Origin of the sequence: Alkalihalobacillus pseudalcaliphilus, from assembly GCF_028610675.1 — a bacterium.
Lineage (GTDB): Bacteria > Bacillota > Bacilli > Bacillales > Bacillaceae_D > Alkalihalobacillus > Alkalihalobacillus pseudalcaliphilus.
Genome location: NZ_JAQQWS010000001.1, coordinates 402,531 through 420,323, shown reverse-complemented (window position 1 = coordinate 420,323; position 17,793 = coordinate 402,531). Strand labels below are relative to the sequence as shown.

Sequence of the window (17,793 nt, the reverse complement as noted above, 5' to 3'; positions counted from 1 at the left end):
AGCTCAGAGAAGTATTTTTCGATCATTTCTTCTAGATGTGAGGGTAATGTATTACGTTCAACGGATTCACGATAAATTTGTTCATATTGACCAATTACTTCTTGGTATGAGCGAACTTCTCCTTTTAAGGTGGGGGCTTGATTCGTTTCTTGTGTTGTACCTTCCCCTTCTCCTAGTTCTGTCAAGTCCTGCTCTACATCCCCTTCACCACCAATTCGTTCGGGAACTGTTAGCAACTCTCGAGAACCTTCACCAATACCAGCACCTGAGCCTGAGCCACCTTGACCTGTTCCAGATCCCGTACCCGCTCCACTTCCTGAACCATTTCCAGATCCCGTACCTGAACCGCCTTGACCTGCTCCATTTGATTGCCCACCATCTCCTGAACCATTTCCTTCTGATCTATCACCATTCAAACTTTCTCCATTGCCCGCATTTCCATTATTGTCAGTTCCTTCAGATTGCCCATTAGAATTTTCCGAGGAATTTCCAGGCTGTGTACTTGCTGTTCCTTCAGACTGTGAGCGTTCAAACGAAAGTCTCCTCTGACTACCAATGCCCGCTTGTGACATACTTCGTTGCTGTGACAAAGCAAGCTCTTGTAAGCCTTCTTGAAGTTCTCTTAGTTCTGCTACCTCATCCCCTAGTTGCATTCCCTCTTCTAATGCATCTTTCAGTTGCTCTAATAACTCGTTTAACTCTTCTTCAGACAAACCGTCAACATTCACACGATTATCCAGTAAGCCATCTTGTAACTTCTGTAGTAATTCCGGCGAGCCCTTAAGTTCCTCTAATGCTTGGTTCAATTGATTCAAATCTTCGGATTGCAAGGCCTCATCTAAGTCTTGAAAGTTTTGCTCATTTTCTAATAAGGCTTGCAATTCTTGTTCTTTTTGTAATAATTCTTGTTTTAAATCTTCAAGTTTTTGTTCTGCTACAAGCAATTCATCTAACACTTCATCTGCCGTTTCTAATTCATCAAGTTGATTTTTTAAATCATCTAGTTCATTAGAATCCTCGTCAGCGAGTTCTTCCATCTTATCTTTCACCTCATCGATAATCTTTTGCTCCTCTTCCTTCACTTTTGCACTTAACATCGTTTCACTAGGGATAAGAAAAGAAAAAAAGATGAGTATCGCCGCACAAATGCTCATTACGATTTTTGAGTAAGACCAAGTCATTTTCTGATTGGATATGACGACATTTTGCTGTTTTTGCATTCTTTTGAATGTATCTTCACGTTGCAAATTCGCAATGGTTTGCTCTTTTTCGATGAAAGAATAAGCTGTTGTAACCCGTTCTTCTCCGACCCATTCATCAAATTTATGGATCATTAGAGCGACAGTCGGTTTCCTCTTAACAGCGATGACCACAACTACGATAAAAGTAAGCACATAAGCAATAAAGAAATACCGATATAAAAAGGGAATGACTATAAAACGTGATACAACCGTTAAAGCAAGTGACATCAAAACTGCGTAAAAGAAAAACCTACCAACATAAGAGGAAGTATGTAGCCATAATAAACGCCGTTTTAAAGGCTTCAAAAACTGTAGCATTCTAGTTCGATTATTCATCACATACTCCTCCTTTTCCTCTTATTGTGTTCTAGAGTTATATTCATTTTGTGGCAATGGTTTTGTTTTCATTTTTGGTCTTAGCTTTTTTATCGCTACAAAAAGACAAGCAACAAATATAACCCCGTAAAAAGAAAAGAATAGAATCCATGGTGATAGATCCATTTGAGCAATTCTTTGTAGCTCTGTCATAAAACCAGGTTCAAGCAAGTAAAAAAACATAATAGGAATATTCGTAGCTGAAATCAAATACGGTAACGGAAAAGCCTGAGTTGTTACCATATAACTATAATTAAGTGAGATTAATGCTAGTAAAGCCATGCCACCCGTTAAAAAGAATGCCAAACTATAGGCTGTTACCATCGATATGATCGTTTTTCTAACTAATGTGGATATGAAAACACCAATGGCACCAATGACAACCATTGTAAAAATATACATCAGAAAAGTAAGGACAAGCATTCTAGGAGATATTCCTCCAAATAAAAAGACGATCATGTACAATGGTAAACTCGAACAAATAATGACTAATAAAAAGGCAACGGATGAAATAAGCTTACTCAAAATGATAGAGCTTGATGATTGATCGGTCGTCAGCAAAATAGGTAATGTTTGCTTTTCCCTTTCACTACTTATGACTCCTGCCGTCAAGCCTGGTGTAATAAAAATAACTAAGGCAAGCTGCAGCATACTTAAGAAAATAAACATCCATTGACTTTGGTAAGATTGAAAAGCACCAAATCGATCATTTTCTAATTGTAAATAGATAATGCCAAACGTCAGCAAACCTAATATTAATAAATAGGCGGCTAATCCAATATAACTTTTCACAGAGCGAAAGCGCAGTTTGAATTCTTTATTTAATACAGGGTTGATAAGTAAGGATTTCAATTGTCTTCCACTCCTTTTGTGATCTCCATAAAGACATCTTCAATATTAGATTCTACATGGTTAAAGCTAATGATTGATAAATGTTGGGCAACAGCCTTTCGCAATAATTCAATTTGATTATCTTCATTTCCAGTAAACAAAAACTCAATTTTATTTTCCTTCACTTGTAAATCTGAGACGAATGCTTGATCCTCGAAGAAGCGAGTGCTTATATCTAAGGCATCTGCAACTTGAACCTCAATTAGTCGTGTTGCTTGTAATTGTTTCTGAATTTCTTTAACGGTTCCACGTGCTTTTAAGCTTCCATGATCAATAACGCCAATTTCATCACACATTTCTGCAAGCTCAGGTAAGATATGAGAGCTAATGATAATCGTCTTACCCATCGATTTTAGTTCTTTTAATATGCCACGCATTTCAATACGAGCCCTTGGATCAAGGCCAGAGGCAGGTTCATCCAAAATAAGTACTTTTGGATCATGAATGAGGGATCTTGCTAGACATAAACGCTGCTTCATCCCTCGTGATAAAAGGTCGACATAGGAATCTTTTTTATGACTCAGATTAACTAATTCTAAAAGCTGAGGAATTAACACCTTCCTCTCCTTTGTCGTTATGCCATAACTCGCCCCATAAAAATCCAAATATTCATCGGCACGAAACTGGTCATAGACTCCAAAGAAATCTGGCATATAACCGATTTTACGACGTACCTCTTTGGGGTTCTCACAAACATCCGTTCCATCAATAAATGCTGTTCCAAAAGTAGGTGCCATCAATGTGGCTAATATTTGAAAAGTGGTCGACTTACCAGCACCATTTTGACCAACAAAACCAAACACTGAACCTGCTTCAATTTCCATATTTAAATCATCTAAAGCTGTAAATGAACCATATTTTTTAGTTAAATGAACCGTTTGAATCATTCTGCATACACTCCCTTCAGTTCAATATTTGGTAGGGAGACTTCTTCAGGCGATTCAGGTTTAACTACTTTGAATTCAATCTGTCCCTCTTCCGATACATAATCTCGCACATTGGATATTTCTAAATTTTGATCTACGCTTTCGAATTCTTGACTACTTTCATTCCAAATTTCTATACTTGCTTGCTGGGTCCTTATTTGAATCGTTAATAACTCCAAATTCACATCTTGCTCTAATAGGTCTCGTGGTAAGTCATATTCAACATGAAACTCACCTGCAGAAGCATAAAAAGAATTCATTCCTTCTTGTAATGGATAATCATCTAAATAATGAAACTCTCCTTGAGGTACTAATTTTGGCATAATATCATTAAGCTTCAAACTGAACTCACCAACTAACTCTTTTTCAATATCAATCGATTGAACGAGCAAATGTAACGAGTTTGTCTCAGGGCTTCGATCTTTAATCGTTGCATCAAAAATCTCTGCTGTCGTATGACCTACTAAAGCGGGTTTTCCTTGTTCAAATAATCGGGCTTCTGCCGCAGTAATCATCAAATTATTGACTTTTATTTCATTAAAATCTTGATTATTATGTTGGTATTGCCAATATTGTTGACTTTGTGGCGCTCGAAACAAATGGTCTGTGAACGGTATGGAAATGTCTATGGTTTCTCCAGCTAGCAAAGGTCCGAGTGAAGTCGTCTTATTTCCATTAACAAATTCTAACTCTTCCAAGTCATATCCAGTTTGATTCGTTACTTGACCTATAATTCCATCCTCTGTTAATAGGAGTTCATTTTCCAAATACATTTTTTCATTTGACATAATGGGCCCGATCGCATTCCGTACCGCCCAATATTCTACATCTTGAAAGGAAAAATCTGTATTCCCAGAAGAACGATACAGACTACTTCCAGAAATTGGTGCACCCGTACCAAAACTTGAGTAAGAATCTCTCATAATAGGAATACCAGTAAAATAAGGCTCCGCTACAGAAATTGTGTAATCTCCACTATTGTTACTAAATAAACTAAAACTTGCATAACCAAAAGGTTGCTCATTTTCATTTAATTTGATTACAGACAAATGGTTCATTTGTGGTTTGGCAATTCGATCTTTGGCACCAAAACCAAACAAACTTACCGCTACCAAGATTGATAAAGTTGGAATTACCCACCAACTGTGCTCACGTTTGTCAAACTTTTTTAAGATAAAAAATAAAAACGGAAATACAATCACAATAAAAGCGATAAATACAGAGATCAAAACACCAATAGGAATCATCGTACTTGGATATAAGTTGTTAACTTCCGCCAAATTATAGTTAAGTTGCTCAAAAATAGAAGAACCTCTATGAAAGCTGCCATTAATTAGATTCTGATTAATAATTGTACGCCAAACGTCCTGACTTCCTTGCCAGCTACTAAAAGAACTAATGCCGGGTGAAAAACTTAGTTGCACTAACTCACCCGTTCCAAATGGAGCAGACACAATCAGCGGGTATCCCTCTGTCGAACGTGCTTTAACTAAATCATCATCTACATCCCCAATATATAAAACAATGTCATCTGCATCATAAGGAGTTTCCCCATTAAATTGTTCGAGTGCTTCACTATTCGCACGAACTGTTGAAATCATTCCTGACATAGGCAATGAATCTTTTAATTCCCCACTTTTTTGAACGATCGCTGGATCGCCACCTAAGATCAAGGTCCCTCCAAACAGAACCCACTGCTGAATGGCTTGCTGCTGTTCACTTGATAACTCAGCAATCGTAAATTGGTCAACGACTAAGTAATCCAACATCGTTAATGCGATATAATCATCTGTAATCAGGTCGGGCTCAACTGTTACTAATTGTGGTTTAACAGTATTGGTCATACTATTTAAATATCTTAAAGATTCAGGGTCATTCGATAAAATCCCCATAACAGGAGCGTCCCAACCTAATTGCGAGCCAGCAATTGTGGCTTTTCCGGATGTTTTCACTTCTTTACCATTTTCAAAGCTTGTTTCATAGAAGGTAATCATTTTTGTCGGAGTTGCCCCATAATAATAGCTACTATCATGTCCAGGAATAGTCGTTAAGACGGATCTCGTTTCTCCAGCTGGTATATCAACAGGAATGATAATATTTGCATCTGATTGATAGGTAGGAAAAACATGAATAACTAATTCTCCAGACAAATCTTCACCACTATTTGATAGAGTTACTTCAAGTGGGAATCCACCTGTCTGCGTTATTTTCCCATCAAAGCCGGCCTTTGTTTCAATATGTAAGCTTGCCTTTTCCTCTGCTTGTGCAATGGATATCGGAATTAAAAATATACCGATCAGGAATAAAATTAATATAAAAATCGCAAATTTCGTTTGTTTTTGCACTTCTATCTCTCCCCCTTTAGCTCGCTTTTCTATAACCATCTAAATATACCATAATTTTCATAATGTTATTTGAAAAGCTCTTTCATTTTTCCTTTTACTTATTAGACGACACCAAAAAGAAAATCACTTCACTTTTTTCAAAATTTTTTTTGTAAGTTAGTGCGAACATGTAGCGCTGCTCGTCGCTACCGAAAATTATGCTCCGCGTCCTGTGGAGTGGCGCTGAGCTAATCAGTGCCACCAGCGGATCTCAGCTCTGCCACAACGTCCCACGGGAGTCTCCACATATTTTCTTCCGCTCGGCGACTTCTCATTCTCAAGTACTTATGACATTCATAAAAAATAATAACAAAACACAGTGAATGAAGAGCCACCAACAAAGATGAAAGTGAAGATTACACTTTTAAAAATTAGCTCTTCAGATCATTTAATATTTGTCTTCCTAATTGCTGGAACGATATTCTCAATTTGGTTTTGCATCTTTATTTTTTTCTTTCCATAGAAAAAGCTTGTCGTTTCTTCGTGACTGGTCACCTTTTACGACAAGCTTTTTTTCGTTCTTTTTTATGAAAATATTAATTAACAGATTCAATGATATTTTTAACTTTTTGCGCGGCTAGTCCACTTCCACCACGGTTTTCAACATGCTCTAGCATCACTAAAGATAAAATTTCAGGGGTACCGTCGTTAAAAACGACAAACCAGCCAGTTTCTTCACCCTCTTCATCTTGACTTACTTTATGCTCTGCAGTCCCTGTTTTACCAGCTAAATTTAAACCGCTAACGTTGGCAACACGACCTGTTGCTTGTTCATTTTGAATAGCTTCATGAATACTTTCTTTAACTATCGCAGCTGTCTCAGGTGAAACAACCGCTTCTTTCCAAAAAGTGCTGTTAGATTCCCCCATTAAAATAGTTGGTTGAATCATATTTCCTTCATGAAGAAAGGCAGTAAACATGGACGCTAAGTGTAGTGGGTTCACTAATAATTCACCCTGACCATATCCGGTATCTGCTAATAAAGCTTCGCGTTCTAAATGACCATCATTAACAAAGGTCGACTCAGCAAGAATCGTTTCAAACGGTAGTACTTCGTTAAAACCAAAAGCATCAAGTCCTTCAGAGATAGCTGAACCACCTGTATCAAGTGCTAATTGTGCAAAATAGATATTATCAGAAAAAAGCATCGCTTCATTTAAATTAAGTGACGTTAAAGGAATGCCAGATACTCTCGTTATATAATGATCTCCCCACGAGCTATCCTTTTGCCAACGATTCGATTCCGGCACATCAACTTTCTTGGAAGGATCCCAACCATTTTCTAATGCAATGGCTGCTGTTATCGGTTTAATTGTCGATCCGGGGATAAATTTTTGATTAAACTTTGATAAAAAAACATGACCTTCCATATCCGAGTACTGTTGGTAAGCCTCACTATAATTCACAACCATTTCATTCGGATCATAAGTTGGCATGCTCACAAGTGCCAATACTTCACCACTTTGTGGATTCATTGTTACATTTAATCCTTGCTCATTTTGTAACTGTGAAAAGGCTTCTAATTGTACATTCATATCAATCGTTAAGCTTAAGTTTTGTCCATCAACTGGCTCACGACTAATTAATACATCCTTTTCTTCACCATCTGCACTAGTAATAACAACTTTTCCACCTAGTTCTCCACGTAATTCATTTTCGAAAATCTGCTCTAAACCACTTTTTCCAAGCTGTGATTGAGCAGTGTAACCTTCTTTGCTTTTTTCCTCTAATTCCTCTGCAAAAATCGGACCTGTAAAACCAGTTAAATGAGCTGCTGCTTCTCCAAATGGGTAAACTCGTCCATTAACCTCTCGAAAAGTTAAACCTTTGTGACTAACTTCTTGTAACGTTTCCATCAACTCTTCGTTACCCGTGTAAACAAGTGTTTTAATTGGCACAATCATATCCTCACGAACCCATGATTGACTCATTTGCGCATCGATATATTCCTCAGTTACACCTAATAATTCTACCGCTAATTCATACATTTCTTCTTTAGAATCGTGTTCGTCTAATCTGCCTTGAACCATTGCAACTTCCAAGACGGAACCATTTAATGCAAGAGCTTCCCCATTTCGATCATGAATTTCACCACGAATCGGTTGTGAGCTTTCAATTTTTACACTTTCTCCATAGTCAATTTGAGGAAGTAATAAGCCCGGAGACCAGTGAACCTTCCATTCTTTATCACCATCTTCTGGTTCTATTAATTCAAATAAAATACGACCGTCATTTGTAATCGAACCTAATGGTGTTTCTACTTGTATTTCATATAAAAAATATTGCTCGTTTTCAGGTACTTCTTCTCCCTCGGCTACTTCAACCTTTTCTAAGGATAAAGTTCGATTTGTTGCATTCATATTTTCATCAATCTCTTCGTGCCATATAGCAAAATCTTCTTTGGAAATTTGATTATGTACTTCTTCAGACAAATAATGATAGATGTCTTCATATTTTCCATTTTCATAGTCTTCTGCGAATTGGTGCGCTTTTTCATCAACATTAGGATCTGCTTCACTACATGCAATGAGTAGTAGTGCTAAAAAACTCCACATGATTAAATTCTTTATCTGTTTCATCATTAACCCCCTCCACCCATATTTTAACACAAAAAAAGACAAGTTAGCGCTACCTTTTAATGAGGTAATAACTTGTCTTTTATATGAAAGTTACTTATGGGCGGTAGGGTGTGCCTTGAAGTTAGCTCGTCATCCATCTCGCGATCAATGACCTTAGTAGGACAGTGCTCCCTGTTTGTTCAGACCGACTCCTACTGGTGATCGAGTTGTAAACGGGCCAACAGTTTGAACAGTCGCCACTACGTCCCATAGGAGTCTCCGCATGTCTTGCTACATGTTTAATCTACGTTAACTGGTTGTACCAATGTCTGGCTGCATCGACTTCTTCTCTTGTTAATTGATGCCCGCCACCTGTCCAAAACTCTTCGACGGTTGCCCCTGCTTGTTTTAAATCTGCTATTAAATGCTTGGTATTGTCCATTGGGATAATCGGATCCCTTTCTCCCGCTCCAATAAAAACATGCTTATTTATTAATGTAGGTAAAGTAATATCTTTTAATGGAACCATGGCGTGGAATAAAATCGCTCCTTGAAAAGCGTCTTGGTAATGATACATTAAGCTTGCAGCAATATTAGCTCCATTTGAATATCCCACAGCAATGATTTTTTCTCGGTCGAAGCCATACTCTTTTGAGGCTTTGTCCAGATAATCATATAACTCCTTGGTACGGAATTTTAAATCCTCTTCATCAAAAACCCCCTCGGCTAATCGTTTAAAGAATCGAGGCATCCCATTTTCTAATACATTACCTCGAACACCTAATACACTTGCTTCAGGATCAATCATCTCGGCAATCGGTAAGAGGTCGTGTTCATTGCCTCCCGTTCCATGTAATAAAACAATGGTCGGTTTTTTTGAATCCCCTTTTTTAAATACATGATTCATATTCATTTTCCTCCTAAATAGATTAAGACATCAATCTAAAACTTCTTATTTATTATCTACATGATTAAAGCTAAAAGTAAAGTAATCTACTTACTTTTCTATATTAAATAATCTTTAGAGCAGATTTTGAAATGTTTTGTTTCATTCATTTAAAGGTATAAAACAAACAAGTAATTAATTTCAATTAAAAAAGGAGCTGTTTTCAAATGTTAATCGAATTAAGTAAATTAGAAAAATTCAAAATGAAAGCACTTGATGATGAATTAGGTTCTGTCGATGACATTATTTTTGAAGGTCATTCTTTTGATATACGTTACGTTGTAGCCGATACGAGAAAATGGTTTGTAGGAGGGCATGTCTTGCTTAGAATGGCAGCATTTGGAGAATTAAATCTCCCTGATGAACTCGTCTCTGTCAATCTAACCAAAGAACAAATTAAAAATAGTCCAAAACCATCTGACCATGAACCATTCTCCCGTTCATTTGAACAGCGTCTCAACGACCATTATGGCTGGGACCATTACTGGCTACAAGCACCAGGTGGAATTCCTACGAATTCAGGGCCTACATTTGTTGGTCGCCAAGCCTATGTACCTGGTTTGTTATCAACCAAAGATGAACAAATACCTTTAGGTGTCGATGAAAATGAAGCAAGACAAACTACAGATAAACCTTCTCTTCAGAGCTTTGATCACTTAAATAAATTCCATGTACACGCAAAAAATGGCGAAGTAGGCAAGCTTGTTGATTGTATCATCGATTATAATACATCTAAAATTAGATATTTAATCGTCGATGTTGGCGGCTTCTTATCTAAAGAGCTCGTTGCTATTACACCTGATATGTTAAGTGAGATTTCTCATTTTGACAGAACGATAACTGTCACCGTAGAAAAAGGTTTAATTGAAGAAGCACCTGAGTTTGATTATGATAAACCATTCACTCGAGAAAATGAAGAATTGATTTACCGTCATTATGGTATGGCACCATATTGGGAACTGTCAGAATCAACGAAATAGTTAATGACAATTACTCCCTCTCAAAACGAGTTTGATGTTGTTCATCAAGCTCGTTTTTTATATGTTAACCCCCATCTTAAAGCAGTAAATCACGCTTAAATCGTCAAAGAAATAAGTTTTTCCCATTATCAGCTCCTAATCCTACATAGTAGATTGCTTTTTTCAAGTTAGCTACTCCACAATTGTCAAATAGTTTATAAAATTTCTAAAAGAATTACTTTATTTTTTTGTCATTTTTTAAGGATTGTTGGCGATAGTTTATAGTACAATGGGTCACATGTGATTTTAGACAACCGTCTTCTAGTAAGTCATATTAGTCTGAAAATTATAGAATTATAAGAGTTATGAGGAGTGTTAGTATGGAGACACAAGCAAAGAAATCGCTCTTTAATCGATTTTTGACAATGGTTGAGGTAATTGGAAACAAGCTTCCCCACCCTGTCACTTTGTTTGCAATTATGGCAGGTATTGTTATTGTCTTATCTGCGATTTTATCAAGTTTAAATGTTCAAGTTGAAAATCCTGCAGAACCTGGAGAAGTGTTACAAGTTAAAAACCTTCTTTCAGCTGAAGGTATTAATTATATGGTTTCGGAAATGGTTAATAACTTTATTAACTTTGCTCCACTAGGTATTGTTCTAGCGACGATGCTTGGGATAGGTGTTGCTGAAAGAAGTGGGCTCATAAGTGCTGCCCTACGTGGCCTGGTCACTTCAGTACCAAAAAGATTAATAACAGCTACACTTGTATTTGCTGGTATTATGTCTAGTTTAGCCGCAGATGCTGGTTACATCGTATTACCACCACTAGGGGCATTATTATTTATTGCAATTGGTCGTCATCCACTTGCAGGTATGGCTGCAGCTTTCGCAGGAGTATCAGGTGGTTTTGCGGCTAATATTTTTATAACCGCATCAGATCCAATGCTTGGGGAACTTACGAGACAAGCTGCTGCTACATTTGATCCGGCTTATGCTGCCAATATTAATATTGCGATGAACTGGTACTTCCTTATTGCATCCGTATTTGTGATCACATTAGCTGGTACGTATGTAACAGAAAAAATCGTTGAACCTCGTTTAGGTAAATATCAAGCTGATAAAACGAGAGACGAAGCTGAAGAAAAAATAAGTTATTTAACCAAACGTGAAAAGTGGGCTCTATTTTATTCAGGACTAGCTATGTTCATAACAATCGCTGTTATTTCTCTTCTTGTCGTACCTGAATGGGGACCAATGCGTGGTGATGGAGACAATCCGATTATTCAATCACCATTTATGAACTCACTCGGTATACTTATTTTATTCGTATTCTTAATTCCTGGACTTGTTTACGGGATGATTATGCGTAACATTAAAAGTGATAAAGATGTTGCTCATCAATTAACGGATACCATGGCCTCAATGGGTATGTTTATCGTACTAGCCTTCACTGCAGGTCAATTCGTTGCTTTCTTTAATGAGACGAATATGGGTATTGTTTTAGGTGTTTATGGTGCTGAATTTTTAGAAAGTGTTAATTTAACAGGGATTCCTTTATTACTTGGCTTTATGGGAATTACGATGTTAATTAATCTATTTGTCGGTAGTGCTTCGGCGAAATGGGCCATTATGGCACCCGTATTTATTCCGATTATGATGCAATTTAATTATTCGCCTGAATTTATACAATTAACTTACCGTGTAGCCGATTCAACAACTAATGTCATATCTCCGTTAATGCCTTACTTTGCGATTATTATTGCTTTCGCTCAAAAGTATGATAAAAAGATGGGGATTGGAACACTCGTATCAGTTATGCTTCCGTATGCGATTGTATTTACGATCGTTTGGACCATTATGTTGTTTATTTGGATGGCGTTAGGTATCGACATCGGTCCAGGTTCTCCCATTTATTATAATAACTAATTTGCAAAACCGTCCTTATAATACTAGGGACGGTTTTTTTATGATCTTTAATTAGCTCTTTTATAATTGAAATATGGTACATGAAATTATTTTTAGTTCAATAAAAAACACGACCAAAATGATCGTGTTTTAGTTATTATTATAATTTAACAACGTTAGCTGCTTGAGGACCACGGTCACCTTCAACGATTTCAAACTCAACAGCTTGACCTTCGTCTAAAGATTTGAATCCTTCGCCAGTGATTGCACTGAAGTGTACGAATACATCGTTGCCTTCTTCAACTTCGATGAATCCAAAACCCTTCTCAGCATTGAACCATTTAACTTTTCCTGTTTGCATGAAAAAAACTCCATTCTGTTTATTACTTAATATGCTCATCGTCTTTACTTCAGGTAAATCGGCATTTCACATATTATGACGATAAACATACAGCCATATCTTTGCCCCTCATAAAATGTGAAAAATATTCAAAACTTTTAACGATGAATAAAGTCATTTTAGCATAGTCATTTCTACGATGCAAGCATAAATTCCTTAAAATGACTAGGCCTTGCCTGTCATAAGCAAGGCCAGCTATCAACTAATTTCTACTATAATAATCATTAATCATTTCCAAAATCGTAGGTTCTTCCTGCTCTGTTTGTGTTTTTTTCTCTTCATGATTATTCATGATACCCCTCCTAAGCAGAATTTTTATTTTTTTCTGTCTCTTTCATACACTTATTATAGATCATTGTATTATAAAAGTAAAGTGTTTTTAAATCTGTTTTAATACAGATGTTCCTTTTTCAAAAAAAAAGCCATGACACCGTTAAAACGATGCATGCAGTGATTGAAATCATCATTTGTTCATTTTTTTGTCAATTTCACCTAACATCTCATCTGCGTCTTTACCTGTGCGATACTCAATCCCTTCAGCAATTCGATTACCACCTAATAATACAATAGCGAAACCTACAAAGAAGCAGCTAATTAAAATAAGAAAAAAAGTCATCATCTCCTGCAATCCCTCCCTGCTCACATAGTCCAATGTATGAGGAAACAGAAAAATTGATGCATAAGATTGCAAGAAGATTCCAATACTAGATGTATCTATTTTGTTAGAATGAGGAGGATGATGTAGTGAAGAAACCATGGCTTTTTTTCCTACTCGTATTATTCGTATTAGCAACAGGCTGTCAAATGGACTCAGAATCACAAATAATTGAGGATTCTCAAAAGGATACGAAACCATTTGGTTTTCAAGGTGTAGCAAGTGATAAAGATAAACATCGAAAAGAAGGGTTAGCAACACAAGAATTACATCTGTACGCAGATGCGACTGGTCAATATCTAAGTAATGTCATAGAAGACTTAGAAAAGCATAAAGGCTTTTTTGAAAATCAACAAGATATGCGAGCAGCTGATTTGTTTTTAGATTCATTAGCCGACATTCGCACCGAGACAGTTGAAATAATTAATCTTGATCGTCCTAAAGCTTTTAACTCATTCCATGAAATTCATTTGAGTATGTTAGTTGAGCTTGATATTTTGGACAGAGTTCTTGAAGACTTGCGTGATCCTTTTGACACCAAACAAATTGAATCAGCTCGAGTTCATTACGAAAATTCTATTATTGCTTTTAAAAATTTAGAAAGAGAATGGTTTTCTGTTTCAGAAGAATATGGAATTTATTAAAAAGAATGGCTGCTCTATTCGATAGAAAATAGACAGCCATTTATGATTAACGGAATAATTCTTTGAATTCAGCCATCATTCCTTTAAAGGACCGAAAAGGAAAACGCCCTTCTTCGTGGTTCTCAAAAGCTTCCATTCGATTAATGATGGTTCTCTTGGTTGTGACTATCACTTCTTTATCAATATCATATTCATTGGCGTATGCTTGAACGGTTTTCTCCACCTTATTTTGATGTTCATGATGACCACCACTTGATTCAATCCCCACTAAAATTTGCTCATTTGTCTCTACGATGTGAACATCTTGAATCGTTTCAAGGCTAAGTAGGGCTTGTTTAAAATTTACGTTTTCTTGGTAATTGTGGTTTTCTTCTTTAGTTGTTAATATCTTCGTTTGATGTGGTGGATATAACTCTTTTATTTTTCCAGGTCTGTTATTCATTACTCCGTTTGATGTTAAGCCTTTTTCTTTTAGACCGATATTTCTCTTATAGCCGTGAACTCCTTCTTCATACGGAGATTTTTTCTCTGTTAATTGTAAGACCGTATCGTCTGGAACAAGCATATCTGAAATAGGGCCTTCATGGCTACGCACTTCTTGGATACCTACACCACTAAACGTATTTTGTGGATTCGACTTCGCTCCTAGCGGCTTCTGTTGTTCAGTCACACATCCACTCGTTATAAGCATCGTCAAAATGACTACTGAAAACAAGAAATTTTGTTTTTTCATGCAACCCCTCCTCTCTTCTTTTATTTTGCACATAAATAAGAAATTCAACGAGGTAAATTTAGGCTCAGACATATTCTTATTGTCGAATCATTTCTACTTTTAGCTAATTATGACTAGTTTTATGGAAAGACTTTCATTTATTGTCTGTTCTTCATATAATAAACCTTGTGTGAAAGCGTTGAATATAAATGAACTAATGAACGATAAAAAACAATGGAGTGGGAAAGATGAAAAGAAGACTAATTGAATCAAAACGAAGTCAAATGCTACGTTTAGCCAAAAAATACGGGTTTACATCTGCACAAACTGTCCGCTGTAGTCAAGAATTGGACGAGCTCCTAAACGAGATTCAAATCCCAATTATCCGTAATAAAATTTGATCATTTTATTACAATGCGTAAATGTGAGCTGAAACCATTGCAATGTGCTTTATCTTTTGATAAGGTAGAGTCACAAAGTGAATAATCTTTACTTCAATAGTTGAAGTGAGGGTAGAGGTGCAAACTTCATGAGTAGATATGTGTAGAAGGATGAGTCTTCATGGATACATATTTAAAGGGAATTTTGCCGAAGCTAAATAAAATACTCATCTTTTATTTAGTTGGGACTGTGACTTAATAAGTACAGGACTGTCATATAGCTGGCTAAGGCTATATGGAGGGCTATCTCACGCATTGGAATGATTGTGTATACACATTTATTGCCATGCAGCAATGAGATCCTTCATTGTTGTTTTTTTGTGTTGATTCACAAATATAAAATTTAGCCCATATAATTATATGAACGATACTGAAATTGAGGGTGAGAATTATGAATTTAGGACGAGTTATAACGGCGATGGTTACCCCATTTAATGCTGAGCAAAGGGTGGATGTTGCCAAAACAAAACAATTAGTGGAGCATTTAATTTCAAATGGAACAGATGCACTCGTAGTCGGTGGTACTACAGGCGAGTCACCTACTTTGACACATGAGGAAAAGCTACAACTATTTAGAACGGTCGTTCAAGTGGTCAATGGTCGGATACCTGTTATTGCTGGCACAGGTTCTAATTCAACACAAGCTTCGATTGAATTAACAAAGGAAGCAGAAAAAATTGGCGTAGATATGGTTATGCTTGTTGCACCATATTACAACAAGCCTTCTCAAGAAGGTTTATATCAACATTTTAAGGCGATCGCTACATCTACTCATTTGCCTGTGATGCTATATAATATTCCTGGAAGAAGTAGTGTTAATATTAATGTAGATACCACTTTACGTTTAGCCCAAATTCCTAATGTTATTGCGACAAAAGAAGCGAGTGGCGATTTAGAGGCAATGTCTGCTATTATTGCTCAAGCTCCGGATGGCTTCTTATTATATAGTGGTGACGATAGCTTGACGTTACCAGTTATAGCTATTGGTGGAGCCGGAGTTGTTTCTGTTAGTTCTCATGTGATTGGTAATGAGATGCAACAGATGATTCAAAACTATATGAGCGGGCAAGTTCAGATTGCTGCTTTACAGCACCGTGAGTTATTACCTTTAATGAAAGCTTTATTCGCTACACCTAATCCAACTTCTGTGAAAGCAGCACTCGAATTAAATGGAATTTCCGTTGGATCTGTCCGGTTACCTTTAGTTCCTTTAACAACACAAGAGCTTGAGCTATTACAATCATATTTACATCGTTCTGTTAGTTTTTTTGTTAGCTAATTTAGCGTGTCTAAGGGTGAGAATTATGTTCTCATCCTTTTTTGTATGAAAGTGAACTGTGGAGCGATAGTTTGCGCCGTGAAGTTAGCTGGTCATCCACCTTACGATAAATGACCTTAGCAGGAAAGTGCTCCCTGTTTGTTCGGCTGACTCCTGATGGTGAGCGAGTTGTAAACGGGCCAACTGTTTAAAAAGTCGCCACTACTTTTATCTTTGTTGGTGGCGAAGTGAACTGTGGTAAAGGTTAATTGAGGTTTAATACGAGAAAACACCAAGTTGTGTGTGAACTTGGTGTTTTTTCGTATCATATATGGTATTCCTTTTTTAGTTCGTTTAAGGTTTTGATGCTATTTTGATTAAACGGTGTGTCCTCGCTTTGTAATTTCTCTAATAATGAATTTAATGCTACTGCTAGTGAATCTTTATATGTAGGGATTTCACCTTCGTAGTTTTTTAACGAAGCAAGTGGCATCCAAGCCTTTTCATATTCAGCAAGTGCTTTTCTTTCATGAAAAAATACATTTTCCGTTTGTTTCGGATGGTGTAAATCACCTTGTTGAGGATGTTTTTTTACGGCCAAAACCTTCACGAGAGCTTTGTTTTGATCCCCTAGTACTTCTAGACATTCGCCGATATATACACCTGTTTTATAAACAGCTTGCACTATATGCATCTAGACACTCCCTCTCCATTATAGACCAGGCACTAATAAAGTAAATAAATGCCACATAAACTCTGAAATAGGTACTAAATTTTCTTCGGCATACGTTTTCATTCCTTCGCCACCACTAAAAAAGTCTATAATAATAAATGTAAATGTTATTAAGACAACAAAAATGGTTGATGCAAGAATAATAGATAATAATGCAACATACGCCATGATCAATCGAAACATCCATTTTAACCAATTCGGAATTTCTTTAAACCTTTTTAATATTTCCAATGCCGGGCTCCTCCTCGCAAGAACAACTATACTTCTATCGTACCAAAAAAGCCCTAACAAATGTGTAATAAATCATGAAGATAATTTGACTGTTTTAATCCTGTTCAGACACTTGTAAACCAATTTTGTTCAAAATACCATCTATAGGAATTCCAAGTGGTGTCGAGATATCACTAAAGTCAAATTGACTTAAATCTATTTTTCCTTCAGGAATCAATTGATTGTGCCTATCATTTACTTGTTTCTTATCTTCTACCTCTATATCTTCTGGCTCCTCTACGTCTCGAACTGCCACTAAATCCTCAACTTGTTGATGTAGTTCTTCATTAGCCTCTTTTGAAACCTCTGGATCTTCTGAAGTGAATTGAACAATAGCAATCGTCCATATACCAATAAAAACGATTCCAGTCATACAAAGGAACCATATTTGATGCTTTTTCATTCATTAACCCTCCTTACATCATTCCTATTGTCCCATATTTCTTATCTTATCACATCAGAAATCCCTCGTCAGCATGACTATTTTACTAAGA

The 17,793-nt window shown here is 36.6% G+C and carries 17 protein-coding genes and 1 riboswitch; of the genes, 5 read left to right on the top strand and 12 right to left on the bottom strand.

What is annotated here, in order from left to right; genetic code table 11:
• The 6 genes from PQ479_RS02040 to PQ479_RS02015 all read right to left on the bottom strand — a co-directional run.
• On the bottom strand, window positions 1–1,577 hold a 1,577-nt coding region (locus PQ479_RS02040), incomplete at its 3' end, for a hypothetical protein (protein WP_273716731.1).
• A 21-nt stretch (window positions 1,578–1,598) separates the two neighbouring features.
• Window positions 1,599–2,468, bottom strand: a complete 870-nt coding sequence (locus tag PQ479_RS02035; RefSeq protein ID WP_047989249.1) for an ABC transporter permease — start codon at window positions 2,466–2,468, stop codon at window positions 1,599–1,601.
• Window positions 2,465–3,394, bottom strand: a complete 930-nt coding sequence (locus PQ479_RS02030; RefSeq protein ID WP_047989250.1) for an ABC transporter ATP-binding protein — start codon at window positions 3,392–3,394, stop codon at window positions 2,465–2,467. Before PQ479_RS02030 ends, PQ479_RS02035 begins: the two co-directional genes overlap by 4 nt.
• Window positions 3,391–5,778 (bottom strand): hypothetical protein, encoded by a 2,388-nt coding sequence (locus tag PQ479_RS02025; protein ID WP_047989251.1) that lies wholly within the window; start codon window positions 5,776–5,778, stop codon window positions 3,391–3,393. Before PQ479_RS02025 ends, PQ479_RS02030 begins: the two co-directional genes overlap by 4 nt.
• A gap of 575 nt (window positions 5,779–6,353) precedes the next feature.
• Window positions 6,354–8,396 carry a penicillin-binding transpeptidase domain-containing protein gene (locus PQ479_RS02020; RefSeq protein ID WP_047989252.1) on the bottom strand — a complete coding sequence of 681 codons (2,043 nt, stop codon included), beginning with the start codon at window positions 8,394–8,396 and terminating at the stop codon, window positions 6,354–6,356.
• A 283-nt stretch (window positions 8,397–8,679) separates the two neighbouring features.
• Window positions 8,680–9,282 (bottom strand): alpha/beta hydrolase, encoded by a 603-nt coding sequence (locus PQ479_RS02015; protein WP_047989253.1) that lies wholly within the window; start codon window positions 9,280–9,282, stop codon window positions 8,680–8,682.
• A 206-nt stretch (window positions 9,283–9,488) separates the two neighbouring features.
• Here PQ479_RS02015 and PQ479_RS02010 point away from each other — a divergent pair, with 206 nt between their 5' ends.
• Entirely contained in the window at window positions 9,489–10,301 is an 813-nt protein-coding gene (locus PQ479_RS02010; protein WP_047989254.1) for a PRC-barrel domain-containing protein, read from the top strand.
• A gap of 359 nt (window positions 10,302–10,660) precedes the next feature.
• The gene (locus PQ479_RS02005) at window positions 10,661–12,208 is read left to right on the top strand and encodes an AbgT family transporter (RefSeq protein WP_047989255.1); all 1,548 of its coding nucleotides are present in this window, start codon (window positions 10,661–10,663) and stop codon (window positions 12,206–12,208) included.
• Window positions 12,209–12,347: 139 nt separating this feature from the next.
• Here PQ479_RS02005 and cspD read toward each other — a convergent pair whose 3' ends face one another.
• Together cspD and PQ479_RS01995 are read right to left on the bottom strand one after the other, a co-directional pair.
• Window positions 12,348–12,548, bottom strand: a complete 201-nt coding sequence (cspD, locus tag PQ479_RS02000; RefSeq protein WP_047989256.1) for a cold-shock protein CspD — start codon at window positions 12,546–12,548, stop codon at window positions 12,348–12,350.
• 502 nt (window positions 12,549–13,050) lie between these two features.
• A complete protein-coding gene (locus tag PQ479_RS01995) occupies window positions 13,051–13,206 on the bottom strand; it encodes a hypothetical protein (RefSeq protein ID WP_273716730.1) in 156 nt (51 codons plus the stop codon).
• Between the two features lie 125 nt (window positions 13,207–13,331).
• On the opposite strand from PQ479_RS01995, the gene PQ479_RS01990 reads away from it, so the two are divergent.
• Window positions 13,332–13,886 (top strand): hypothetical protein, encoded by a 555-nt coding sequence (locus PQ479_RS01990; protein ID WP_047989257.1) that lies wholly within the window; start codon window positions 13,332–13,334, stop codon window positions 13,884–13,886.
• Between the two features lie 46 nt (window positions 13,887–13,932).
• On the opposite strand, the gene PQ479_RS01985 is transcribed toward PQ479_RS01990, so the two are convergent.
• Window positions 13,933–14,619, bottom strand: a complete 687-nt coding sequence (locus tag PQ479_RS01985; protein ID WP_047989258.1) for a YhcN/YlaJ family sporulation lipoprotein — start codon at window positions 14,617–14,619, stop codon at window positions 13,933–13,935.
• Window positions 14,620–14,846: 227 nt separating this feature from the next.
• Here PQ479_RS01985 and PQ479_RS01980 point away from each other — a divergent pair, with 227 nt between their 5' ends.
• Both PQ479_RS01980 and dapA read left to right on the top strand, forming a co-directional pair.
• Window positions 14,847–14,999, top strand: a complete 153-nt coding sequence (locus PQ479_RS01980; protein WP_083991270.1) for an aspartyl-phosphate phosphatase Spo0E family protein — start codon at window positions 14,847–14,849, stop codon at window positions 14,997–14,999.
• Between the two features lie 104 nt (window positions 15,000–15,103).
• Window positions 15,104–15,292, top strand: a riboswitch (Lysine riboswitch).
• A 137-nt stretch (window positions 15,293–15,429) separates the two neighbouring features.
• Window positions 15,430–16,317 (top strand): 4-hydroxy-tetrahydrodipicolinate synthase, encoded by an 888-nt coding sequence (gene dapA / locus PQ479_RS01975; RefSeq protein ID WP_273716728.1) that lies wholly within the window; start codon window positions 15,430–15,432, stop codon window positions 16,315–16,317.
• Window positions 16,318–16,621: 304 nt separating this feature from the next.
• Here the strand turns inward: dapA and kapB are convergent, their stop codons facing one another.
• The 3 genes from kapB to PQ479_RS01960 all read right to left on the bottom strand — a co-directional run bounded on the left by kapB (window position 16,622) and on the right by PQ479_RS01960 (window position 17,702).
• On the bottom strand, window positions 16,622–16,990 hold the full coding sequence (kapB, locus tag PQ479_RS01970) for a kinase-associated lipoprotein KapB (protein ID WP_047989259.1): 369 nt from the start codon (window positions 16,988–16,990) through the stop codon (window positions 16,622–16,624).
• 18 nt (window positions 16,991–17,008) lie between these two features.
• Window positions 17,009–17,260 carry a hypothetical protein gene (locus PQ479_RS01965; RefSeq protein ID WP_047989260.1) on the bottom strand — a complete coding sequence of 84 codons (252 nt, stop codon included), beginning with the start codon at window positions 17,258–17,260 and terminating at the stop codon, window positions 17,009–17,011.
• A gap of 94 nt (window positions 17,261–17,354) precedes the next feature.
• Complete coding sequence (locus PQ479_RS01960; RefSeq protein WP_047989261.1) at window positions 17,355–17,702, bottom strand: hypothetical protein; 348 nt, start codon at window positions 17,700–17,702, stop codon at window positions 17,355–17,357.
• Window positions 17,703–17,793: the final 91 nt, after the last annotated feature.